The organism is Brevundimonas sp. (assembly GCF_046295595.1).
GTDB lineage: Bacteria > Pseudomonadota > Alphaproteobacteria > Caulobacterales > Caulobacteraceae > Brevundimonas.
Genome location: NZ_JBKBMX010000001.1, coordinates 29,056 through 52,488, shown reverse-complemented (window position 1 = coordinate 52,488; position 23,433 = coordinate 29,056). Strand labels below are relative to the sequence as shown.

The following is a 23,433-nucleotide window of genomic DNA, read 5'->3' as shown; positions in this document are numbered from 1 at the left end:
AGATGGAAACTCGGCGGTCGGGATTGGAAACGGCGGTCGGGATTGGAAATTCAGAAGCGCGCGCGTTATGACACCCCGCAAATGGGGTCAGGTTGGGTGATGGACAGTATCCTTGTGTGGGCGAAGGACGCGCACGAAATCGACCCGGCGGCGACGTGCACGTCCTTCTGATCGGATTCTCGTCGATCGGCGCGCGACGGGTCATCCCTGCACTTGCTGATATGGACGGCATAACCTCTATCGATATCGCCAGCGTCAGTAAGGCGTCACCTCAGACATGGCCGAAACGGGGGGAGTGGTTTGGCGACTATGCCCATGCCCTGTCGGCCAGTCGGGCGGACCTCGTCTATGTCTCCCTGCCCAATGCTTATCATGAGCGGTGGGTTCTGGAGGCCTTGGGCAGCGGTCGGCACGTCATCGTCGACAAGCCCGCCGTGACCTCTCTGAGCGGCGCCCGTCGCTGCGTCGAACTGGCCAGGTCGCGGTCGGCGCTGCTGGCTGAAGCGACGGTCTTCGGCTTTCATCCGCAAATCCAGGCGCTCAAGATCCTGCTTCGGGATATCGGCCCGCTCACGCACCTGGATGCTCTCTTCATCATCCCTCCTTTGCCGCTGGACAATTTCCGCAACAGCGCGTCGTCGGGCGGCGGCTGTCTACTGGACATGGGTCCCTATGCGGCTGCCGTAGCTCGCCTGTTCGGCGACGAGCTTGCAACGCTTTGTGCGTTCCCCGCTCCGAGTTCCCAAGAGCAGGTCGACGTGGGCTTCTCACTCGCGGCCCGGTTTCGAAGCGGCCTGCGCTACACAGGGCATTTCAGCTTCGAAAGCGAATATCAGAATCGTCTGACGCTTGTCGGCCGCCACGGCAGCGTCGTCGTTGACCGCGTGTTCAGCCCACCCGCGGAAAGCCCGCTTCTGTGGCAGGTCCGGCGCCAGAACCAGGCCGTCGAAATCGTTCAGCCCGCCGGCGACATGTTCCGCGTCTTCCTGGAGGCGGCGCTGGGGGCAATCCGGGATCGTAATCTTGACGAGTTCGCTTCGACGCTGCTCAAGGACGCAGCCTTCCGCGATCGGGTCGAGCGCGAGCTTCACTATGGACATACCTATGACTGACACTCCGATCCCCGTCTGGAGCTACGAAGCGGAGTACGCGGAGCTGAGGGATCAGATCCTCGCGGCCTGCGACCGGGTCTTCAAATCGAACCGGCTGGTCCTTGGACAGGAGGGCGAGGCGTTCGAAGCCGCAATGGCCCGGGCCGCCGGCGTCACCGGCGCTGTCGGCGTCAACAGCGGCACGGACGCCATCCTGATTGCGCTTGCCGCATTGGGCGTGAAGGCGGGCGATGAGGTCATCACCGTGCCCAACACGGCCGTGCCGACCTGCTCGGCGATTGGGACCCTGGGCGCACGGCCGCGGTTCGTCGATGTCAACGCCGACTTCCTGATGGACGTCTCAAAGGTCGAGGCGGCGATCACCGACAGAACCCGGGCCATCGTCCCTGTCCACCTGTATGGACAGTGCGTGGACATGGACCCGCTGCTGGAACTGGCCCGCAAACATGGCCTCAAGGTGATGGAGGACGTGGCCCAGGCCCAGGGCGCGCTCTACAAAGGCAAACCGGCCGGATCCCTGGGAGACGCGGCGTCATTCTCCTTCTATCCAACCAAGATTCTTGGCGGCTATGGCGATGGCGGGATGATCCTGAGCAATGACCAGGCCGTGCTGGACATGGCGAAAAGCCTGCGATTCTACGGCATGGAGACGGTCTATTATTCCGAACGCCACGGATATAATTCTCGACTCGACGAGGTGCAGGCCGCCATCCTGTCACTGAAGCTGCCCCAAGTGCCGAGCTGGATCGCGCGGCGTCGAGAAATCGCAAAGCGCTATACCGAGGCCTTTGCAGGCACGGCCGTGACCCCGCCCCGCGAGTGCGACTACGGTCAGCACTGCTTCTACATTTACGTGGTTGAGCATGAAGATCGCGACGGCATGATCGAGCGGTTGGCGGCCAGGAATATCATGTGCAACGTCTCTTACCGTTGGCCAATTCATTCGATGCGCGGGTATGCGCATTTGGACTACGGGCCGGGTGATTTCCCGATGGCAGAAGCCAAGGCCAACCGGATATTCTCCCTCCCCATGCATCCGTACCTCACGAATGCCGAGGTCACCCGCGTGATCGCCGCCGTCCGGGACGTGATGTAATGGCTGAACAGGAACATCTGAGCTGGTTCAGGGAGCGGCTCGCGCTGTCGAAGGCCATCGAGGCCTCCGATCCCCAGCCGATCATCGACTGGCGGGAGATCAAACGCGGTGAGATTGTGTTCGAGGCTCACCTCATTCCCTTGAACGAGGTCCGGGGATGGCGAGCAGACGATGGCGGCAATATCCGGCATGACAGTGGCCAATTCTTTGGTGTGGAGGGCGTGCGCGTCGAAGCTGGCAAGCTTCGTGAAGTGCGTGGCTGGGACCAGCCAATCTACACTCAGCGTGAGGGCGGCGTCCTGGCAATGGTTGCGCGTGAGACCAACAAGGGCGTGGAATTTCTTATCCAAGCCAAGGCCGAACCAGGCAATATCGGAACCTTGCAACTGGTGCCGAGTCTGCAGTGCACGTGGTCGAACATCCGGCGAGTTCATCAGGGCGCCAATCCTCCCCTGACCGAACTGCTGCAAGCCGAGACAGGCGTCCGCTGGGTCTATCGCGCCCAGCACAACGAGGAAGGCGGACGTTTCTGGCGGAAGTCCAATGAGAATGCCGTGCTGTTCCTGGAGGACGAAACTCTGATCGAGTCCGACCTCGACATGTTCTGCTGGGCCAGCCTGAGTCAGATCAAGGCGCTTGGACTGATGGACAACCTGCTCAGTCCGTTCGTCAAAACAATCCTCGCGCCGCTTTGACGGGTGAGTTCTGGCATCTGGACAGCTACCCTGTTCGGGCGGCTTTGTAGCAGGATAGAAAAATGGCTCTCGCACGGTACCTTCCGCCAGTCGCTCAAGGCATGCTGGCTCGGTGGCGTATGTCCCGCGAACCCATCTTCGCGAGCTACGACGACGCTGTCCGGTCACGCGGCCAGGATTATCATGATCAAGAGCTGGCCGACGTCGTCCTGAACAAGACGCGGAAGCTGGTGAAGGAATCTTCGTTCGAGCATATTGCAGATCATCATGCCATTGCGACGTTATTGGCTGTAACGACGGCTTCCGCAGTTTCAAAGAACAGCAAAACATTAAGAGTTCTGGATTTTGGCGGAGCGTTAGGAACGTCGTATCACCTCGTCAAAGAACGCTTGCCCGGAAATTACGCATGGGCAGTCGTGGAAACTCCGACGTTCGTAAAAGCCGGTCGCGAATTTGAGACAAACGAGCTCAGGATGTTTGAATCCATTCAGGATGCGACTTCTTGGCTTGGTGAAATAGACCTGCTCTATACATCAAGCGCTGTCCAGTATATGCCAGACCCGCTCGAAACGATTGATCAATTTCTTGCCGTAAACCCCCGGTGCGTGGCGCTTTTGCGCTCCGCCTTCTCTGAAAGAGAGCAGATCGTCGTTCTGCAACGCTCAAGGCTGCAGGACAATGGCCCCGGACCTCTCCCGGTGGGCGTACAAGATCGGCCAGTCTATTACCCTCGCACCTATGCTCCGGTCGCGGCCCTCAAAGAACGGTTCAAATCCCGCTATCGACCTGTGGTCGAGTATGGCGACGGCTCGCCGGCTGGTTACGTTGGGGGTGAACGGGTGGAGCTGGGCCGCAATTATCTGTTCGCCCGCTTGACCTAGGCCCGGGTCGCAGCCACCAGCTTGACCTTCCGAAGCCTGGCTTATACCCAACAGTACAGGCGGCGGGTCCATTGTCGCACGGCGCAACTTACCAACCTGAGACAAAGACGATGCCGCTGGCGGACCTGGTGCCCCCGATGCTCTACCGCAAACTCGTGGGTTGGAGGGCGGCGCGGGAGCCCGTCTACGCTGACTACAAAGCCGCGGCGGCAGCGCGCAAGGCGGACTATCACGACCCGGACCTGGCAGCGGTCGTGCTGGAGAAAACGCGCCGCATACGCGCGATCGACCCCTGGATGGGCGTTGGAGAGCATCAGGCGGTGGCCACCCTTCTGGCGGTCACCACCGCGGTGACCGCGACCAAAGCCGTCGGCCGCCCCCTGCGTGTGCTCGACTTCGGAGGAGCGTTTGGAACCGCCTATCATATGGTTCGTCACGCGCTGCCCGGGGACTATCAATGGGCTGTGGTCGAGACCCCCACCTTCGCCAGACTCGGCGTAACCGAGGACCATCCGGGTCTTCGTCTGTTTGATTCGATCGATGACGCCGTGGCGTGGCTCGGCGACGTTGACCTCCTGTATTCTTCAGGCGCGATCCAGTATTTGCCGGACCCGTTGGGAACATTGGACCGACTGCTGGAAGTCCGGCCAGCCTGTACCGCCTGGCTTCGCACCGCCTTCTCAACGGAATCCGAGGTGGTGGTGCTCCAGAGCTCCCGTCTCGCGGACAATGGTCCCGGCCCGCTGCCCGCCCAGTTCAAGGATGCTGAGGTGCACTACCCCCGCACCTACCTTCCCCTTGCCGCCTTCCTGCAACGCTTCCAGCCTCGGTACAGGCTGATCATCGAGTATGGAGACGGAACCCCCACACTGACGGTGGGCGGTCAAAACCTCGTCGTTGGGCAGAACTATCTCTTTGTTCGACAAGGCAGTTGACCCGCCTCTCCTCGCCTCAGCCATGACTTGACCTTCGCCAGCGCGGCCTATATGCGTCCGACCCTGCCCGGAGAAGCATACCGGCCCTCAGCCAACTGTGCTGCGCGGGCCGCCCGAGCCCGTATTACGCCAACCGGGGCAATATGCTTACCTTCTCAATCCTGATTTTGATCGCCTCCATGATCTTCGCTGTCACGGCGTGGCGGCGGCACCGGCCCCGGGCGTGGATATTCCCGTCTGACGCCTTGTTCATCTCGTGCCTGATCTTCGTCGGCCTCGCGCCGCTGATAAACCTGCGCGCCACCAACGCCTACTCTGTGAACTACGCCTATGATGACGTCGTCATCGCCAGGACGCTGTTCGCCATCGCCCTGATGTTCGGGATCTTTGGCGTCGTCTGGATGCTCCGTCGCGGGATCCACGTCCGGTCGCTCATGGAGGGCGCGGTAGACAGTCAGAACCTGCCGCAGCTCATCTTTTTCGGAACCGTCGCGGCCTGTGTGCTGTCGGCCGTCCTTATGATCGTCGACCCGGATTACGGTCAGTTCCGGGCCGACGTCCTCTCATTCATGACCGGACGCCTGAACGGCACAGATTACCAGTTTTCTCGGCGCTTCGCTTTCAATGAAAACGTCCTGATATCACAGATTATCAGCAGACTCAGGTATTCGGTGTTCGCATTCTTGTATGCCGTTTCGGCCGCCTACCTGTTCTCAAAAATAAAAAACGTCATTATACCAATGGCAATTCTCACAGTCATATTCTTTTTGCTTTCTTCATCTGTATCGAAGTTACCTTTCGTCTATTTCTTTATGTACGCCGCTCTTATATTTATTGTACTAAGAACCAAATCGACGCTTCTTCGTGCAGAACGGCTGTTGCCAGCTGTTATATTGGGTGGAGTTGTAACCCTGATATTCCTGTCTGGCCTCTACATGGTCCAGTACCCTGATCAGTTCAGAGGCTTTACCGGGACGCTAGACGCTTTCAATCTAGCTTTGTACAGACTGTTTGGCGCGACTTATGACGGAATGTTGCAGTATTTTACAGTTTATCCGTACGGGATGAACTTCGCCTACTTTATGGACTCCTCCATCGTGGCGTTCATATTTGACCGACCCGCGCGGGACATCATTACCGAAGTCCCAGTCTATTTCACTGGTGAAGAGTACTACGGCTTCACAACCACCCCGACGATTTTCATCGGCGGCGCCTATGCGTCCGCTGGATATTTCGGTGTCGCCTTCTACTCGGTTCTCGTGGCCCTGTTCGCGGTATGGGTGGATGAGGTGATCGTGCGACTCCGGCAGGCGCACCTGCGGGTCGCCGTTTACGCAACCATGATGCTGAACATCGTCTTCTTCTCGATGATCGCCGCACCAACGGTCTTTCTGACCTATGGAGCCGCACTGATCCCGCTGGCGGCCCTGGCGCTCGACGGCCAGCTGCTGCGGCCCCGGGCGAAGACCAGCGAGCTGGAAGAACGGCCGGTCGCGCCGGCGTCTGATCACGTGGAAGGTCGCGTATGAAGATCCTCATCACCGGCGGAGCCGGTTTCATCGGCTCCGCCGTGGTCCGCAGGGCGGTCAGCGCAGGCCACAGCGTCGTCAACCTGGACAAGCTGACCTACGCCGCCAACCCGGCGAGCGTGGCCGGTCTGGACCCTCAGGCCTACGTCTTTGAGCAGATCGATATCTGTGACGCCGATGCCGTCGTCAGGGCGTTTGAACGGTACGATCCGGACGCGGTGATGCATCTGGCCGCAGAGAGCCACGTGGACCGGTCTATCGATGGCCCGATGGCGTTCGTCGATACCAACGTCAAAGGCACGGCCGTAGTGCTGGAGGCCGCCCGAGCGCACTTGTCGACCCTGTCCGTGGCACGCCGCGAGGCGTTTCGCTTCCACCACATCTCGACGGATGAGGTGTACGGCACGCTCGGCGAAAGCGGGTGCTTTGACGAAACGACGCCTTACAACCCCAACTCCCCCTATTCCGCCAGCAAGGCTGCGGCGGACATGCTCGTGCGGGCCTGGGGGGAAACCTTCGGCCTGCCGGTGTTGATCACCAACTGTTCGAACAACTACGGCGCATGGCAGTTTCCTGAGAAGCTGATCCCGGTCGTGGTTTTCAGTGCGCTGGCCGGTCTGCCGATCCCGATCTATGGCCAAGGCCTTAACGTCAGGGACTGGCTTTTCGTTGAGGACCATGCGGAGGCGCTTCTCCTCGTCCTTGAAAAGGGTCAGCCCGGCGAAACCTATTGCATCGGCGGGGCGAGCGAACTCACCAATATCGAGATCGTGCAGCGCATCTGCGAGGTCGTTGACGCCTTGCGGCCCCAGGGGGCCCCTCACAGCAGACTGATCACACATGTTGCCGATCGCCCCGGACACGATTTCCGGTACGCGATCGATTTCTCAAAGATCACCCGGGAGCTGGGCTGGCGGCCCCGCACTTCCCTGGCCGTAGGGCTGGCCGAAACCGTTGAGTGGTACGTGACCAGTACGGCCGGTCGGCAGTGGGCCAGCTCGTTCTCCGCCAGACGCCAAGGGCAGCCGGCGCAGACGGCGGACGCACGGGAAACAGCAAAGATATGACACAACCGGTTCAAAGTCGCCGCGGCATCGTTCTCGCCGGCGGCTCGGGCACCAGGCTGCACCCACTCACACTGGCGACGTCGAAGCAACTGCTGCCCGTGTACGACAAGCCAATGATCTACTATCCGCTTTCAGTGCTCATGCTGGCCGGTATCCGGGAAATATTGCTGATCACCACACGCGAGGATCAAGCCGCTTTCCAGCGTCTGCTTGGCGACGGCAGCCGATTTGGCGTCGCACTCACCTATATCATCCAGCCGTCGCCCGACGGCTTGGCGCAGGCCTACATCCTGGGCGAGGAGTTCGTGGACGGCCAGCCCAGCGCGCTGGTTCTGGGGGACAACATTTTCTACGGAAGCGGATTCACCGATGTCCTAACGGCCGCGTCAACCCGGCGCGAGGGGGCCACTGTGTTCGGATATCCGGTGTCGGACCCGGAGCGATACGGCGTGGTCGAGTTCAACGCCTCGGGCCAGGTATTGAGCTTGGAGGAAAAGCCCCGCGAACCGCGTTCCAGCGTAGCCGTGACCGGCCTCTATTTCTATGACGGTCAGGCCAGCGAACTGGCCCGGGGTCTTAGGCCCTCGGCCCGAGGCGAACTTGAAATAACGGATCTCAACCGGCTGTATCTCGAACAGGGCGCTCTACAGGTCGAGCTTCTCGGCAGGGGCTTCACCTGGCTCGACACGGGCACGCACGACTCGCTGATCCAAGCCGGAGAGTTCGTGAGAACCATTGAGCAACGGCAGGGGCTACGGATCGGTTGTCTGGAGGAGATAGCCTTCCATCTGGGATGGCTTGACGAAGCCGGGCTTCGGCGCGCCGCCAGCGGCTTCAAGAGCTCTTACGCCGACTACCTTCGCCGTCTCGCGGACGGAAAGCTCCTCACATGAGCAGGCTTCGCAAACTGATCCATCTTCTCGGTTCCGCACCTTACCGGCTTGGTCTCCGACATGGCGTGGCCGCGGCGATCGAGCACGAGGACGCCATTCGTTCGCTGCCAATCGGCACACTGATCGATCTGGGGGCCAACAAGGGTCAATTTTCGCTGGTGGTCCGGCGGTGGTGGCCGAGCGCCACAATCCACGCGGTTGAACCGCTGGTGGAGCCGGCAGCAACATACACGGCCCTGTTCGCGTCCGCGCAGGGCGTTACCCTGCACGCCTTTGCCGTGGGCTCCGAACCTGGCCAGGCAGCGATCCATGTCTCCAAACGGATGGACAGTTCCTCGCTACTGCCCATCTCTGATCGGCAGGAAGAGATCTTTCCAGGGACGCTGGAAGTCGCCCAACGGATGATCGAGGTCGTGCGCGGCGACGACCTTCTGGCTGACGCGGAACTGCCAGGCCCCCTGCTGATCAAGCTCGATATACAGGGGTTCGAACTGGCGGCCCTGCAAGGCATGCCCAAGCTGCTTGCGCGGGCCGATCATGTCTACACCGAGGTTTCCTTCCTTCCGCTCTATGAAGGCCAGGCGTTGGCGCACGAACTGACCGCCTTCCTGACAGCCGCAGGCTTCGTCTTCGCCGGCGTCCACAATGTGGTGAGCCGGTCAGATGGCTCAGCCGTTCAAGCCGACCTACTGTTCTCCCGGCAGCTAAGGACCTAGTTCTTGCGCCACACGCCCAAGGCGCGAAGCACGGCGACGATCCGCCGGTTCCGCATGGCTCCGGAATGGCGCAGCCCGCGCTGAACAATCTTCTCGTCCGTCACAACCCCGTCCGTAGTGGCCGGCAGATCGGGCATGACAGCCTCGGCCCACAACATCGGAGGCGGCGAGATGAGATTTTTCAGCTTGCCGATGCTGTTGTGGGTCCCGGTTTCGTCGAAGCCGATATTACGCACCAGAGAACGGGGCGGGTACAGCACCAGGCCGTCCCTGCGGAACACGCTCCACGCCCACCGGATTGCCCAGCTGTCGATCCGCCCGTCAATCTGCAGTCTGAGCATTTCCGACAGGGGATAAGAGCCATCCATGTCGAAGGCACGCCGGAGGGTCTTGTCTGACTCAAGCGCTTCCCATCCCGTCGCGTCGGGGTCAAAGGCATCCCATGCTCGTTTCCAGGTGGCCCAACCCCATGACACCGCCATTCGACCGAACAGTCCGTCCCGCCGCCTACGGAGTAACGGATTCCACCACTGATAAGCGGAAATCTGGAAGACCTTGGCGTTGGCCTCAAACCGATCCAGCGCCGCGTTCAGCCAGGTCAGGGTGACGGGAGAAACGATCAGGTCGTCCTCGATAACGATCACGCGACCGTACTCTGCGCACAGTTGCGTCACACCCGCGATCACCGATGCCGCCAGTCCCCTGTTGGTTGCAGCCTCAACGACCGACATATTCGATCGCAGGCGCATGTTCAGCATACTGCGGACCGACGCGATTTCAGCGATCACTTCAGCGCTCGCATCATCCTTGGGCCCGTCTGAGAAGACGAATACCGGCGACCGTTCGAACTCCGGGCAGGCCTCCAGCGCGTCGAGGGTCTTGGAGAGGTGGTCCGCGCGGCGGTAGGCGAAAAGCGCGATAGGGGCCGGATCGGAAACGAGCATGTGAGGGGGCCTGCGGCGAACGCCGTCCCTGTGGATCGACCCGGGGTGTAAAGAGCGCCGACCCCAAGACGTCAAGCTTGCTGGCGGAACGAGCTTGGTTCAGGTTCCACCGGAACAACCTCGCGAGCAGCCGTGCAGCTACACCCCAACGCTTTTACGCGCCGTTCCTTGATGGTCGCGGGGGTCGTCGGGCTCTCAACAACCGTTACGCAGGGTTCGCCCTCACATGCGCAGGTAGCCACGGGCGGCCCGTTTGTGGACTTCTCCAGCCTGCAACTGCCGACCTCCGTCACAGCAGTGTACAGTTCCGGATATGACCGGCCTGGCGTGGGGGCGGCCCTGTACCGGCAAGATTCCGATCAATCAACGACAATGGCCAACCGGCGAAGGCGGCGGATATCCGACGGCCGTTGGTTCGTGCTCAGCGAGTCCGAGGTCAACGTGACGATGACCGGGGCGAGGGGCGACGGACGACATGACGACACCGCCGCGATCCAGGAAGCCCTCGACGCCGCCTTGACCGTGATCGTGCCTGGCGCAGACCGTCACTACAGGATAACGGCCCCTCTTGTGCTCCGCGCTGGCCAGATTGTTCGAGGCGAAGGGGACAGGTCGAGGATCATCCAATCGGCAGGAGGCGCATCGGCGGCAGCCCTCTGGGGCGACAGGCTGCAGGATCTGACCGTCGCGGATCTCCACGTCACGCCTGGCCCGGCGGGCCCGAACTTCCTTCACGGTCACGCCATCCTCCTGCGAGACTGTACAGGGATACGGATAGAGCGGCTGACGGTCAGCGGACATCGCCGCGGCGGCGTGACGCTGCAGAACTGCTCGACGGCCGTCGTTCGATCCTGCGGGGTCGGAGCCTCTAGCGTGAACCCCGTCGCCGATGACCATACCGCCACGGGCTACGACATCCTGGTGGTCAACGGCGGCAGCGACATCCTCATCGCCGACAATCGGTGCGTAAATGGAGCCGGCACCGGGATCGGAGTTCAGTCCACTGCGACATCGGAACCCTTTACGTTCCACAACATCCGCATCGAGAATAATGTCGTCGATGAGCAAGGCTGCTATGGAATTCTCGTCTATCGCAGCAATCTGGACAAATTTGAAAATATACGCGTGACGGGTAACACGGTCTCGAACATTAGCGGCTCGGTTCGCCAGTCAACTTACGGTCGCGTTTTCGGGGCTGGGATATACATCCAGGGCGTTGATGGGACGGTAGTTGCGGGCAACTCTGTCAGGCGAACAAATCTCACGACGGAGATCGAAATGCTGGCGCCAGCCGGGATTGGCGTCGCCAATGCCACCGATGTCCGGATCGAAGACAATCTGGTTGAAGACTGCGGCTGGTATGGCGTGTGCGTCTTTGACCCGAATGGCGAAGGTTCAACCGATGGGGTCTCGCGCATCGTCGGCAATGTGATCCGAAACAACGCAAAGACGGGTATCTGTACCAAGGATATTCGTGCGGCCACGGTGACCCGCAACACCGTCACCGACAATGGAGAGCACGGCTTCTTGTCACGCAGCCACTCCCCGCGGACGGCTGCGGCCCGACACGACCTTCGTGACAATCGCTTTGCTGACAATGCCGGACAGGGCATCTTCTTTCTCGGGGGAGACGGAGATCTGCTGAACAACGACATTAGCCACAACGATGGTGGCGGCGTCGTCCTGGGATCCGCTGGTCGCTTCCAGCTCGTTGGCAACCGGATCGCCAACAATGGCGCATGGGGCGTGTCGGGGGTGCCTGCGGCGAAGACGACAATGCGGGACAACAGGTTCGACGACAACCGAACAGGCGACGTGAGTCTGCCCGGGACGCCGCTGTCCTGACCCGCGACGCCTCGACAGCGCACCGGATTCCCGCCATCAGTCCGACGCTCCGATGCAGGAGGAATGGTTCATGCGCCGAAGCAGTTCCTCCCCCAGTTAATGCGCCCGAGACACAGCCGGGCGGCGCCAAAAGGCGCCCGTCCTCAATCATGGTCTGGCCATTGGTTTGAACGGCTATGTCAAGCACGTGTCGCCTACCATCTGACGGATCCAACCCACGATGATCTACATCCAAATGTGCAGCACCTACGCGCCAAGCTGGGCCTTCGGCGGTGTCGTTCGGATCCTCTATGGGTATGCCGGGCACATGGCGGGCAGGGTCGACACTTGGGTTCTGGCGGGGAATCTTGACGAACGTCAGCGCGTCGTTTCCTCCGGCTTCGACGACGCCCAGAACTATAGCGTTCAGCGATATGGCTTCCTAAGCCGCCGACTGGCGCGTCGGAATATCCATACCCCCAGCGTGCGTATGTTGTGGGACCTGGTTCGGCTCGCGAAACGGCACAAGGGGCTGGTGGTCCTTCACCTCGGTGAGCTCCGGGGCGCGGTGAACCTCTACGCTCTTCTCGCGCGCTTTGTCGTGGGGCGTCGCCTGAGGATCATTCACTCAGCGTTCGGTGGCCTGCATGAAAAGCCGTCGCGACTGCGGGCCGCCTACGACCGTCTCCTCATGGGTCCGTTCCTGAAATCCCTTGATCTGGCCATTGCGCAGAATGAGCACGAGGCGGGAGAGTATCGCCAGCTGATGTCCGCCTTTGGGGCGCGGGCCAGTCAGGACCGTATTTCCATTCTTCCGCTTCACTTCGACCACCCCACCAGCGACCGGACGGGCTGGTTCGAAAACGGAGCAAAGGCGCCGGCAGCTCGACGAGCCGTGCGGCGCGCGCTGGAGCTTCCGCAGGAGGCTCTGATCTTTTGCTTCCTCGGCCGATTTCATCCCAAGAAGGGGATTCTGCGTGCAATCGACCTGTTCTGCGGATGGAAAGCCGAGTCCGGAGATGACACGGCACAGTTCCTCATCATTGGCAGGGACGAGGGATTCGAGCAGGAGATACGTCGCCACGCAGCCAATAGCGCCTTCCCTGACAGTATTCGCATCATCACGGGCATATATGCCGAGCGCTTCGACTATTTCTACGCGTCCGATGTGTTCATCGGCGTTCCCACGATGTTCGAGGAAACCATGCTGGCGTCGCTCGAGGCCCTGAGCTGCGGCACGCCTCTACTGCTGTCCCGGGAAGCGGATGCGCCGTACATCGAGGAAGAGCGCGCCGGGCGCGTCATCGACTTCGACCTCGAAACCGCCAAGGCCGCCCTGAAGGAGATCGTCGGCGATTATGAACGCTTCTCCCGACAAGCGCTGGCGACATCCGTCCATTTCGAGCGCGGGCCGGTGCTTACCGCTCTGGATGCACTGCTTTCGCAGCTTACCGAAGAGACGGTCCAGCACCATGCCCGAACGCCGGCCTTAGGCTCGGACCTGTAACGCGGCGTCAGCCGACCCCTGACCGGCGCTCCGGGGGAGCAGGCGGCCCGACGGTGTCGGTAATCGCCAAAATCGCCCCGGCGCCGGCCAGGCCTGCACCCGCCAAAAGGCCGACGCTGAGCACGGCTTCCACGGGAGCGCCAGGCATGACAAACGCCGCCCCGACCGTCGCGGCGCAGGCCAGATAGGGACAAGCCGCAGCGAGCACCGGCCGAGATGTCGCCTGGCCGAAATAGGCCATCGTGGTCAGCAACAGCCAGAGGGCGCAAATGACGCCCCAAACCATCGCCAGCGACGAGGAAACCTCAACGGAACCAAGCCACAAGCCGATGAACGCGGGACCAGCGAGACTGAACACGAGGCCACTGGCGACAGAGCCCGCAACAAGAACAGAGAGAAACGCGATAGCGCGCGCCCTGAACTTCGCCGGGTCGCGGTACCGGTGCCTGAGCAGTATCGGCGTTAACGGCTGAAGGGCGAAATAACACAGCGTCAGCCCACTGGTGAAAAGGCGAAGGCAGGCCAAGGAAGCGGTCTCGATCACCGGAAATCCGGGAAGGACATGGCCGGCGAGCGGCAGGCTCAACAAGAGGGCGGTTCCGCCCGAGCCAAGAAGCAGAGGGACCGACTCCCGCAGTGCGCCCGGAAAATCGAAGGGTGCTCGCGGCCAGATCAGCTCGCGAAAATCAGCACGGGTGATCATCGCCGCAAAGGACATGATGCTGGCGATGAACTGGGGCGCAAACGCAGCCACGAAGAGCAACCACAGAATCGGCCGTTCTTCCCACAGCGCCAAGGCGAGCAGGACCGCACAGATCACATAAGTCGCCCCCAGGAAGAGGTTGGTCTTGAACAGCTCGCCGATCGCCAAACGCACCTGATCGGCGACCTGCCCCGCGAGCGAGACGACGCAGATAATGAGCAGGGCCCCCATGGACGGGTGAACGCTTCCCCGTTGAACGGCTATCGCTACGGCCACGAGGCTGATCGAGACGGCACAGATGATGAGCGCAAAAGCGCCCCGGACGTCAGGGGCGGATCGCATGGCATGATCACGCGCCCAGTCGTGCGACACCCGTCGGAGAATGAAGGCTCCGAGACCGAGTTGCAAAAGGCCAAAAAGAATCAGGGAGTTTTGGGCCGCGAGGAGGAGGTAAGTGTCCGATGCCGACAAGCGGCGCGTCGCCAACCCGACAGCAAAGAGGCTGAAGGGAATCGAAATCAGCTTCACCACCATCTGGCTGCTGATATTCAGCGTATCCTGAAGCTTTGACACAGTTCACTGCGTCCCGGGCAGGAGGCGGCCTGCAGGCCTCACGGGCGGCGGGCTTCCATCGCCAGTTCCCGCACGTCCAGCCCCTCGTCGCGAAAGCGGTCGGCTCGCTCGACCACGCGAAAATCGGGGTCCTCGGCGTCTCCGAGGTCGCACCGTCTAATTTCAACAAAGCCCGCTTCTTCCAACACCCGCCGGAGGGATGCTTCATCCCACATCCAGAGGTGCTCGGAGTTGCCTATCAGGGCGCGGAGATAGCCGATTGGGGTAGTCGCCCTGGATTCGCGCCCGAGCAAAGTCTCGCGCATCAATCGTGACGCTGCCTCTGGGTCGCCAGAGTCACTCGCCGCCATGTAGCGGTCGACCCTGACCTTGAGATCGGGAACGATGACGCGAAAGACGCCCCCCGTCTTCAGCAGGTCGCGCGTGTTCCGAACGGCCTTCAGGGCATCCGCGTAGCTGAGGTGCTCCAGAACATGGCTCGCATAGACGGCTTTGGCAGATGCATTTGGCACCGGCAGCCCGCGGGTTATATCCCCAAACCTAATCCCGGCGGGGAAGCGCTCGGCGTTCATCTTGAGAAGGCCGCCAATCAGAGGCAGCCGCTCCAACCACAGCGAGGGTGAAGAGTCGAAGTTGATCCATCCAGGCGCGGCATCCCAGCCAGCGCCATACTGTACGTTTAGATCATCAATCGACATTGTGTGGGTCTTTACCATTTTGCTGAAGGCTGGTTCCAAGTCGGCGGGCGTCCCCGAAGAACGCTTCACACTCCAGCCGCCATGGCTGCTGCGCGCGCGAGCCGACGCCACTTACACGGTGAACGACCTTCGCGCGAGCCCTCTGAGAAGGGCTTCAAAATCTCCGAGGTTGCGTCGGGCGTCAAGCTTCGACGCGAGTGCGACGCCTTCCGCATGCAGTCCGCCAGGGGCCCCACGCAAGTGCACGATCGCGTCCGCCAGCGCGCCGCTGTTTCCAGGCTCGATGATCGTCGCAACATCCCCCAGGAAGCTGTGCAGCTCGGTTCCGGGGTCGGCCATAACAACCAGCCGGCGACCGCTCGCAAGGACGCCGCCGAGTTTTGACGGCAGCACCAGATCGGCCATGTCGCGATCCTGCGGCAGGACATGCACGTCCGCCGCATTCAACAAGTCGCACAGCTTGTCCGCCGGCTGGAGGGGCAGAAAGTCGACGTTGGGCTGGCTTTCATAGCGGCCCTTCAGTACCGGAAGCTCTGGCCCATCACCGGCGATGATGAAGCGAATGTCGGCTCGATCACCGAGCAAGGTCGCGGCTTCAAGAACGATATGCAGCGCCTGTTTGCGCCCGATCGCACCGGCATAGAGGACCACGAACTGGTCGTCCTGAACGCCAAGCGTCTGACGATAGCCATTCGGCCCTTCGAGGGGTCTGATCTTCTCGAGATCAACCCAGTTCCGCAGCACCGTAACGCGGCCGGTCTCGACGCCCTTGGCGACGATGCGCTCTGCCATTCTGCCCGAGATGGTGATGACCCGGTCGAACCGTCTCATAACCCATCTCTCGAAGCCCAACGCCAGGCGTTGCATGAGCCCCGCTTTCAGGTGGCCGACCACGAATGCCGCGTCGATCTCCAGATCCTGGATGTGTAGCGCAGATCCGGCGCCCGTCATCCGGGCCGCGAGCCACGCGGCCGGGGCCAGAAACAGTGTCGGAGCGACGCAGACGACCACGTCCGGGCGCTCGCGCAATGCACGCCATAGAACGACAGGGGAAGCGAACGCGGCGAAGCTGAGCGGCGCTATCAACCTCCAGACGCCCTTCATCGGAGACTTGAGCAGCAGCGGTGCGCGATGAATCCGAACGCCATTGCAGGTCTCGTCTGCATAGCGGTTCCGGTATGGCGGACGAACCGACCATTCCGGGTAATGGGGCTGTGCGGTCACCACCGTGACCCGATGCCCGACCGACGCGAGGTGCTCAGCCAGCTCCCCGCTGTATTTTCCAATGCCGATCAGCTCGGGCGCATGGTGCATGCCGCAAAACAGAACCTTCAGAGCACGGTCTTCGCGGGCCGCCCGCTTTCGGGTGTCCACTAGTCGCCACGCCCGGAGGCAAGCAGAAAGCTGTCGTAGGCCGATGCGAGCCCGTCACGAAGCGCGATCCGCGGGCTCCAGCCCAGCGACCGCAACTTTTCTCCACTCATCAGCTTGCGAGGCGTACCGTCCGGCTTTGAGCGGTCGAGCTGGATTTCACCATCAAAGCCAACCACCTCACATACCATTTCCGCCAAGGCAAGAATGGACAACTCGGCCTCAGACCCCACGTTGACGTGGGCGAAATCCGAGTAAAACTTCATCAGGAATACGCATGCGTCGGCGCAGTCGTCGGCATGCAGGAACTCCCGCAGTGGTGTTCCCGAACCCCAGACGACGATGTGATCGGCATGCGCGAGTTTGGCTTCGTGCGCCTTGCGGATCAGGGCAGGAATGACGTGACTTGAATTGAGGTCGTAGTTGTCGCCGGGGCCAAACAGATTGGTCGGCATCGCACTGATGAAATCCAGCCCGTACTGCCGCCTGTACGCCTGAGCCAGCTTGATGCCGGCGATCTTGGCGATTGCGTACCATTCATTCGTCGGCTCGAGCGGCCCCGTGAGCAGCGCCTCCTCCCGGATCGGTTGGTCAGCGAATTTGGGATAGATGCAGGATGAGCCAAGAAACAGGAGCTTGCTCACCCCGTTCTGGCGAGCCGCCTCGATGACGTTCGCCTCGATCATGAGATTCTCGTACAGAAAATCGGCCGGATAAGAGTCGTTGGCCAGTATGCCCCCAACTTTCGCGGCGGCCAGAAACACGGCATCGGGCCGGCTGGCCTCCATCCATGCGCCCACCTCATCCTGACGTCGCAGATCGACGCGATCCCGCGTCGCGGTCAGGATCTCGCATTCCTCGCATTCGAGCCTTCGCACGATGGCGGAACCAACCATACCTCGATGCCCGGCCACCCAGACCCGCTTGCCGGCAAGGGGAAAGACGGGCTCAGCCTCCATTGTGTCGCTGCTCTTTCAGGACGGCGATCAGGTCGGCGGCCACCATCTCGGCGCAGAGGTCTTCCCAGCCTGTCTCATGGACCCAGCCGAGCTTCTCCTTTGCCTTCGTGGCGTCGCCAATCAGAAGTTCAACTTCAGTGGGGCGGAAGTACCGCGGGTCCACCTCTACCAGACACCTGCCCGTGTGACCGCAGGTCCCCTTCTCGTCGACGCCCGAGCCTGACCATTCGATCGTGATGCCAACCTCATGAAAGGCCTTGGTCACAAAGTCCCGTACCAAGGTGGTTTCGCCGGTGGCCAGAACGTAATCGTCCGGTTGGTCTTGCTGGAGCATCAGCCACATACCCCGGACATATTCGCGGGCATGCCCCCAATCACGGCGTGCATTGAGGTTGCCGAGATACAGTTTTTCTTGAAACCCATGCTTGATCGCGGCCACGGCACGGGTGATTTTCCGCGTCACGAACGTCTCACCTCGCAAAGGACTCTCGTGATTGAACAGGATGCCGTTGCTCGCATGGATACCATAAGCCTCGCGATAGTTCACCACGATCCAGTAAGCATAAAGCTTAGCCACTGCGTATGGGCTACGAGGATAGAACGGCGTACGTTCGCTTTGGGGGACTTCTTGCACCAGGCCGTAAAGCTCCGAAGTAGAGGCCTGATAGAAGCGCGTCTTCTTCTCCATATCCAGTATACGAATAGCCTCAAGCAGACGTAAAGCCCCGGTCGCATCGGCATTTGCCGTATACTCGGGCGTCTCGAAACTCACCGCAACATGACTCTGCGCCGCCAAATTGTAAATCTCATCCGGCTGGACTTGCTGGATGATGCGGATCAGGTTGGTGCTGTCAGTCATGTCTCCGTAATGGAGAACAAACCGCTGGTCCTTTTCATGCCGATCTTGATACAGATTTTCAATGCGCCCTGTATTGAACGAAGAAGATCTCCGTTTGACGCCGTGAACCAGATACCCTTTGTCTAACAACAGCTCGGAAAGGTATGCTCCGTCCTGCCCGGTGACTCCGGTAATGAGGGCGACCTTGCCCTCCCCGTTTCCAGTCATGTCTTTCTCGTTCCTTCGAATTTCGGGTCACCTCCTACATCTGGGAGGATAAACGCGATGCCTGGGTCCACGAGGATGCCGTGAACTCAAGGGGCCGGACTGCGCATGCCCAAGCAGCATCGGTGTCGCAGGGCATAGCCTGCGCCTAGTTGCACCAATCGGGTTGGCTTCCGCAACACTCCCCTGCCGGGCCGCCGAGATTTCCGCAATCGTCGGGCCGCATAGAACCTTCCTCCGCCACGACAGCGCCGGGTTCCTGGCGGACGGGTGCTGGCGGGACAAAAAACAACGGGCAGGGCGTGACACGCTCGCAACGAGTGCTAGACAGTGGGCCGCGCCGCGTCCGGCGCAATTATTGACGAGCGCCAGATGAGCGGCGCTGGCTATCGAGCGACATTTTCAAGGTCGGACATAATGCGTTTTCCTCTGGTTATCATGTTGACGCTCTGCCTTGCCGCCTGTGCGTCGGGAAAGCGCGAGATCGCGGCTGAAACCGTCGCCCGGACGGTCGATCCGGTGTTTCTCCAGAGTGAGGCCGCCGCGATGCTAGACTCCGGTTACCGGATGGGCGCTGCCGACAAACTGAAGTTGGTCGTCTTCCAGGTTCCCGACCTCTCGCTCGAAGAGGCGGTTGTCGATGCTGCCGGGGATATCCAGATTCCGCTGGTCGGATCCGTTCCGGCTGCCGGCCTTACGCCAGAGGAGTTCGCCCGGGAGGTCGAACAGCGCCTTGGCGCCCGGTATCTCCGGGATCCGCGAGTGGCCGTGACCATAATGGAGTCGGCGGGCCAGAAGATCACCATCGACGGCGCCGTCACCAAGCCAGGCGTCTATGAAATGCGTGGGACGACAACCCTGATGCAGGCAGTTGCGATGGCCGAAGGGGCAACCAGAACGGCTGATCTCGAGAGCGTCGCGGTGTTTCGGACTGCCCCGGACGGTCGGATGGTCGCGGTGTTTAATCTGGCGGACATCCGAAATGGCCAAGCGCCGGACCCCGTTCTGCGGGGTGACGACATAATCGTTGTGGACACCTCCCGTCTGAATGCGGCTCTTCGCGAGGTCGTGTCCGCCTTGCCGGGCCTCGCCGTATTTGGTTACTTCTGATCCACGCGGGCGCTGCTGATTGGAGCGCGATCGAAACACCCTCGGTCCTCCTTGACGCAGTTCGCACCGACCTCGAAAAGATCGAGTCGAGGGACAAGCGAATGCGCCTGTTGGGCCGATCTCTGACTCTCGGTTATCCAGCGCGCTCGCGCGCAACACCTACCCTAGGTTTATGAATATGGTCGGCGAAGGTCCCGCAGCCCCCCGCATCTCCCCAGGAGAGCGAAATGCCACGCACCCGACGGCCCGCCCGATCGGAACCGGCGCTGCTGAGTCAATTTTTAATGTGGCGGACTACTGGAGGCTAGCGGTCAAATACCGGCTGGTCATCATCGCGAGCATTCTTACAGCTTTGGTTATCGGGACTGCGGCCACGGTCCTCACCACCCCAATCTACACGGCGACCGCGACGTTGCAGATTGATCGCGAAGCCGCGAGAGTGCTGAACGTCGACGAAGTCCAACCTAGGGAATCCATGATCCAGGGCGAGGAGTTCTTCCAGACCCAGTATGGAATTCTGCGAAGCCGGACACTCGCCGAGCGCGTCATCGACAGTCTTGGGCTGGCGGCCTCGGACCGCTTTCTTGATCAAATGGGGGTCTCGGCCTCTGAGCGCGACGCTGCGACTGCTTCGGAACGTTCCGCCCAGCGGCGTCAGGCTGTCCTGAAAGCCGTGCAGGATAATCTGTCGGTCGCTCCGGTCCGGGGCTCCCGTTTGGTCTCTGTATCGTTCAACAGTCCCAGCCCGGATTTGTCTGCCCAGATAGTCAATGCCTTCGCCGAAAACTTCATCCAGGCGAACCTCGATCGCAAGTATCAGTCCTCGTCCTACGCTCGCGAGTTCCTCGAGGAACGTATCGCACAGACCAAGGCTCGACTTGAGGATGCCGAGCGGCAGCTGGTGACTTATGCAACCAATGAGCAGATTATCAACGTGCGGGAGGCCAGCGCCGAGAATGGTGAAGCTCAGTCGCTGACGACAAATAATCTGGTGGTGGTGAACTCGTCATTGTCTCAGGCCCGGGCTGGACGCGTCGCCGCGGAACAAAAGTGGCGGCAAGCTCAAGGGGCGTCCCTGATGACGCTCCCTGATGTGCTCGAAAATCCCGCGATCCAGCGACTGACTGAAGAACGCGCCAAGCTTGACGCGGAATATCAGCAGAAACTCCAGATCTACCAGCCAGAGTGGCCGGAACTCGTCCAACTCAAAGCGCGCATCGACGAGCTCGCGCAACAAATCAACGCCATTGCCAACGGCATCCGCAGTTCTATTCGCGGCGAATACGTAGTTGCCGCGAACCAGGAACGCGCGCTGCAAGCGCAGGTGAACGGCCTGAAGGATGACGTGCTGGATCTCAGAAGCCGCAGCATTCAATACAACATACTTCAGCGGGAACTCGACACCAGCCGCACGCTTTATGATGGACTTCTCCAGCGCTATAAGGAGGTCGGTGTTGCGGGCAACCTCGCGTCCAACAACATCTCGATTGTCGATCGCGCCCAAGCCCCTCAACGCCCCTCAGCCCCCCGTCTTGCGGTAAACCTGCTCCTGTCGCTTCTCTTCGGCATTGGCCTCGGCGTGGTGATCGCATTCCTGCTGGAAGCCCTCGACGAGACTGTGGCGTCTCCGGAAGATGTGGAGTCAAAGGTCGGCTTGTCCGTCCTTGGGGTCATTCCCCTGCTGGACAAGGGAGTGACCCCGGCCAGTGCCTTGGCCGATGTAAGATCGAACTTCTCCGAGGCCTATTATTCCCTGCGGACCGGCCTGCAGTTTTCGACCCCCAACGGGGCGCCAAGCAGCCTTCTGGTGACGAGTTCGCGCCCCGCTGAAGGCAAGTCGACTACGGCATATGCAACTGCAGTGAACCTCGCGAGACTGGGGCGTCGGGTCCTCCTCGCCGACGGCGACTTGCGCAACCCGTCAATGCACCGCGTCTTGGGATCCGAGAACGATGCAGGAATGAGCAACCTGCTCTCTGGAGGAGCGGACCTCAGGACTCTCGCCAAGCCGACAGCGCACGAGGGTCTGGACTTTATTCCCTGCGGACCGCTTCCGCCCAATCCCGCTGAGCTTTGGGGCGGCGACCGCCTCCGCCGGGTGCTTGAAGAAGCGGCCGCAATCTACGACCATGTCGTCATTGACGGGCCTCCGGTTCTCGGCTTTGCGGACGCTCCGTTGCTGGCGGCGGCGGTTGACGGGACAATCTTTGTTCTTGAGTCCAAGGGGACGCGTCGCGCACAGGCCAGAGGGGCGCTGAAGCGGCTGATGGTTGGCAACGGCCGGATTCTCGGCGCGGTTCTGACCAAGTTCAACACCAAGACCACCCAGTATGGTGGTTATGATTATGCCTACGATTATAACTATGGGAGCAGAGACCCCGCCCAGGCCGATGCGAAAAGGGCTAAAAGGCGCACGTGACTGACGAGCCGAAAGCCAAGCCCCCCGCAGCCGGCCCTCCTGACAAAGACGTCGGCTGGTTGAAGTATGGGCTGATCACAGCTGCGGTTTTCCTGGCGTGGCAGATCGTTCAGCCGCCGTTCGTGGATCGGCTGCCACCGTCCGCTGCGTTGAGGCTCGCGCCATCATCCCCCTCCGTCCTGAGGCGCGCCGCGGAAATTGAGCAAGCGGCCGAACGATCTGAGAATGCGGCCGCGCTCGCGAACGAGGCGCTGGTGCGAGCCCCGTTCGACGCCCGTGCGCTCAGGGTCCGGGGCCTTGCCGACGCCGCTCTGGGGTTCCCGGAACGGGCTGATCAACTCCTGACCCTCGCAGGCAACTGGAGTCTGCGCGACGATCCCGCCCACGCCTGGCTGGTCGAGCAGCGGTTGCGGGTGGGGAACTACGGGTCATCGTTCGCACACGCCGACACGCTCGTCCGTCGGCGCAGCGACGTGCGCCCGCAGATATTCAATCTCTTCACAACGGCGGCGGCGAACGATCCTCGCGCCCTCCCGGCGCTTGCGCAGCTTCTCGCCCTCCGGCCTCCGTGGAGGGACGAGTATTTTTCGTCGCTGTACGACAGACCGGAGGGATCGGCCATCCTTCTGGCGCTGGCTATGTCGCTGGAAAAGACCGATGGCCCGTTGCAGCCCTATGAACTTGAACGGCTCTACAGCACGTGGGCCGTTGAGAGCCGACTGCCGGCGATCCAGTTTCTACGCCAGCGGATAAATCGTCCGTCCGGCTCCCTTGCCCTCCAGAACGGCGACTTCTCGACGGCTGCCGAAGCCCAGGTGTTGCCGTTCGGATGGCGAATGGGCGTCGCCCCAGGCCTGAATGTCGAGATGGTCGAGGATGATATCCGTCAGAGCGATCCCGCGGTGCGGATCGACTACGATGGGTATGGCGGAGGAATGCCCCTGCAGCAGTTGATCCTGCTGAAAGCGGGCGACTATTCGCTGTCGTGGGAGCAGCGCTATGAGGTTCGGCCGCGTGATCCGCGTCTGGCATGGACATTGACCTGCTTCGAGACCGGGGATCGTCTGTTCGCCCGGACCCTCGTCAGCCAAGAGCAAAGCGAGGTGTGGGAAGCGTCCTCAGCTGTCTTCACCATACCGACATCTGGCTGCACCGCTCAGTGGCTTCGCCTCGCGCCTCGCGCCGGGGACAGCCAGTCCAACACTGTCGTGTGGTTCGACCGGGTCAAGATTACACCGGTCGCTGGCCAGACGACCACAGCAGCTAATCGACAGGATGCGCAGGGCTTCGATTGAATAACTTGGCATTCTTATCGCGCAATCAGTGGAACCCGGTCGC

20 protein-coding genes are annotated in these 23,433 nt (G+C 61.2%); 14 read left to right on the top strand and 6 right to left on the bottom strand.

Annotation, left to right across the window (positions count from 1 at the left end):
* The first annotated feature begins 155 nt into the window (after window positions 1-155).
* From ACK4JY_RS00225 to ACK4JY_RS00185, 9 genes are all read left to right on the top strand, one after another.
* Complete coding sequence (locus tag ACK4JY_RS00225) at window positions 156-1,112, top strand: Gfo/Idh/MocA family protein (protein ID WP_409602008.1); 957 nt, start codon at window positions 156-158, stop codon at window positions 1,110-1,112.
* Window positions 1,105-2,208: a DegT/DnrJ/EryC1/StrS family aminotransferase gene (locus ACK4JY_RS00220; protein WP_409602006.1), complete on the top strand. Its 1,104-nt coding sequence runs from the start codon at window positions 1,105-1,107 to the stop codon at window positions 2,206-2,208. Before ACK4JY_RS00225 ends, ACK4JY_RS00220 begins: the two co-directional genes overlap by 8 nt.
* A complete protein-coding gene (locus ACK4JY_RS00215) occupies window positions 2,208-2,903 on the top strand; it encodes an NDP-hexose 2,3-dehydratase family protein (protein WP_409602005.1) in 696 nt (231 codons plus the stop codon). The genes ACK4JY_RS00220 and ACK4JY_RS00215 overlap by 1 nt, the downstream gene beginning before the upstream one ends.
* A 119-nt stretch (window positions 2,904-3,022) precedes the next feature.
* A complete protein-coding gene (locus ACK4JY_RS00210) occupies window positions 3,023-3,784 on the top strand; it encodes a methyltransferase, TIGR04325 family (protein ID WP_409602003.1) in 762 nt (253 codons plus the stop codon).
* Between the two features lie 137 nt (window positions 3,785-3,921).
* Complete coding sequence (locus tag ACK4JY_RS00205; protein WP_409602001.1) at window positions 3,922-4,719, top strand: methyltransferase, TIGR04325 family; 798 nt, start codon at window positions 3,922-3,924, stop codon at window positions 4,717-4,719.
* A gap of 143 nt (window positions 4,720-4,862) precedes the next feature.
* The gene (locus tag ACK4JY_RS00200; RefSeq protein WP_409601999.1) at window positions 4,863-6,248 is read left to right on the top strand and encodes an oligosaccharide repeat unit polymerase; all 1,386 of its coding nucleotides are present in this window, start codon (window positions 4,863-4,865) and stop codon (window positions 6,246-6,248) included.
* Complete coding sequence (gene rfbB / locus ACK4JY_RS00195) at window positions 6,245-7,315, top strand: dTDP-glucose 4,6-dehydratase (RefSeq protein WP_409601997.1); 1,071 nt, start codon at window positions 6,245-6,247, stop codon at window positions 7,313-7,315. Before ACK4JY_RS00200 ends, rfbB begins: the two co-directional genes overlap by 4 nt.
* Window positions 7,312-8,208, top strand: coding sequence for a glucose-1-phosphate thymidylyltransferase RfbA (gene rfbA, locus ACK4JY_RS00190; protein ID WP_409601995.1), 897 nt, complete (start codon window positions 7,312-7,314; stop codon window positions 8,206-8,208). The genes rfbB and rfbA overlap by 4 nt, the downstream gene beginning before the upstream one ends.
* Window positions 8,205-8,924 carry an FkbM family methyltransferase gene (locus ACK4JY_RS00185; protein ID WP_409601993.1) on the top strand — a complete coding sequence of 240 codons (720 nt, stop codon included), beginning with the start codon at window positions 8,205-8,207 and terminating at the stop codon, window positions 8,922-8,924. The genes rfbA and ACK4JY_RS00185 overlap by 4 nt, the downstream gene beginning before the upstream one ends.
* On the opposite strand, the gene ACK4JY_RS00180 is transcribed toward ACK4JY_RS00185, so the two are convergent.
* Window positions 8,921-9,868 (bottom strand): hypothetical protein, encoded by a 948-nt coding sequence (locus tag ACK4JY_RS00180; protein WP_409601991.1) that lies wholly within the window; start codon window positions 9,866-9,868, stop codon window positions 8,921-8,923. The two genes, ACK4JY_RS00185 and ACK4JY_RS00180, sit on opposite strands and share 4 nt — an antisense overlap.
* A 255-nt stretch (window positions 9,869-10,123) precedes the next feature.
* Between ACK4JY_RS00180 and ACK4JY_RS00175 the strand changes: the two genes are divergently transcribed.
* Both ACK4JY_RS00175 and ACK4JY_RS00170 read left to right on the top strand, forming a co-directional pair.
* Window positions 10,124-11,713, top strand: coding sequence for a right-handed parallel beta-helix repeat-containing protein (locus ACK4JY_RS00175; protein WP_409601989.1), 1,590 nt, complete (start codon window positions 10,124-10,126; stop codon window positions 11,711-11,713).
* Window positions 11,714-11,933: 220 nt separating this feature from the next.
* Entirely contained in the window at window positions 11,934-13,199 is a 1,266-nt protein-coding gene (locus ACK4JY_RS00170) for a glycosyltransferase (protein ID WP_409601987.1), read from the top strand.
* A gap of 7 nt (window positions 13,200-13,206) precedes the next feature.
* Here ACK4JY_RS00170 and ACK4JY_RS00165 read toward each other — a convergent pair whose 3' ends face one another.
* From ACK4JY_RS00165 to gmd, 5 genes are all read right to left on the bottom strand, one after another.
* On the bottom strand, window positions 13,207-14,475 hold the full coding sequence (locus tag ACK4JY_RS00165; protein ID WP_409601985.1) for a hypothetical protein: 1,269 nt from the start codon (window positions 14,473-14,475) through the stop codon (window positions 13,207-13,209).
* A 38-nt stretch (window positions 14,476-14,513) separates the two neighbouring features.
* Window positions 14,514-15,173, bottom strand: a complete 660-nt coding sequence (locus ACK4JY_RS00160) for a class I SAM-dependent methyltransferase (RefSeq protein WP_409601983.1) — start codon at window positions 15,171-15,173, stop codon at window positions 14,514-14,516.
* A 111-nt stretch (window positions 15,174-15,284) separates the two neighbouring features.
* A complete protein-coding gene (locus tag ACK4JY_RS00155) occupies window positions 15,285-16,547 on the bottom strand; it encodes a WcaI family glycosyltransferase (protein ID WP_409601981.1) in 1,263 nt (420 codons plus the stop codon).
* On the bottom strand, window positions 16,547-17,503 hold the full coding sequence (locus ACK4JY_RS00150; RefSeq protein WP_409601979.1) for a GDP-L-fucose synthase family protein: 957 nt from the start codon (window positions 17,501-17,503) through the stop codon (window positions 16,547-16,549). Before ACK4JY_RS00150 ends, ACK4JY_RS00155 begins: the two co-directional genes overlap by 1 nt.
* A complete protein-coding gene (gene gmd / locus ACK4JY_RS00145; RefSeq protein ID WP_409601977.1) occupies window positions 17,493-18,569 on the bottom strand; it encodes a GDP-mannose 4,6-dehydratase in 1,077 nt (358 codons plus the stop codon). Before gmd ends, ACK4JY_RS00150 begins: the two co-directional genes overlap by 11 nt.
* Before the next feature lie 414 nt (window positions 18,570-18,983).
* Between gmd and ACK4JY_RS00140 the strand changes: the two genes are divergently transcribed.
* The 3 genes from ACK4JY_RS00140 to ACK4JY_RS00130 all read left to right on the top strand — a co-directional run bounded on the left by ACK4JY_RS00140 (window position 18,984) and on the right by ACK4JY_RS00130 (window position 23,390).
* A complete protein-coding gene (locus ACK4JY_RS00140; RefSeq protein WP_409601975.1) occupies window positions 18,984-19,676 on the top strand; it encodes a polysaccharide biosynthesis/export family protein in 693 nt (230 codons plus the stop codon).
* A 172-nt stretch (window positions 19,677-19,848) separates the two neighbouring features.
* The gene (locus tag ACK4JY_RS00135) at window positions 19,849-22,095 is read left to right on the top strand and encodes a GumC family protein (RefSeq protein ID WP_409601973.1); all 2,247 of its coding nucleotides are present in this window, start codon (window positions 19,849-19,851) and stop codon (window positions 22,093-22,095) included.
* Entirely contained in the window at window positions 22,092-23,390 is a 1,299-nt protein-coding gene (locus ACK4JY_RS00130) for a hypothetical protein (protein ID WP_409601971.1), read from the top strand. Before ACK4JY_RS00135 ends, ACK4JY_RS00130 begins: the two co-directional genes overlap by 4 nt.
* Window positions 23,391-23,433: the final 43 nt, after the last annotated feature.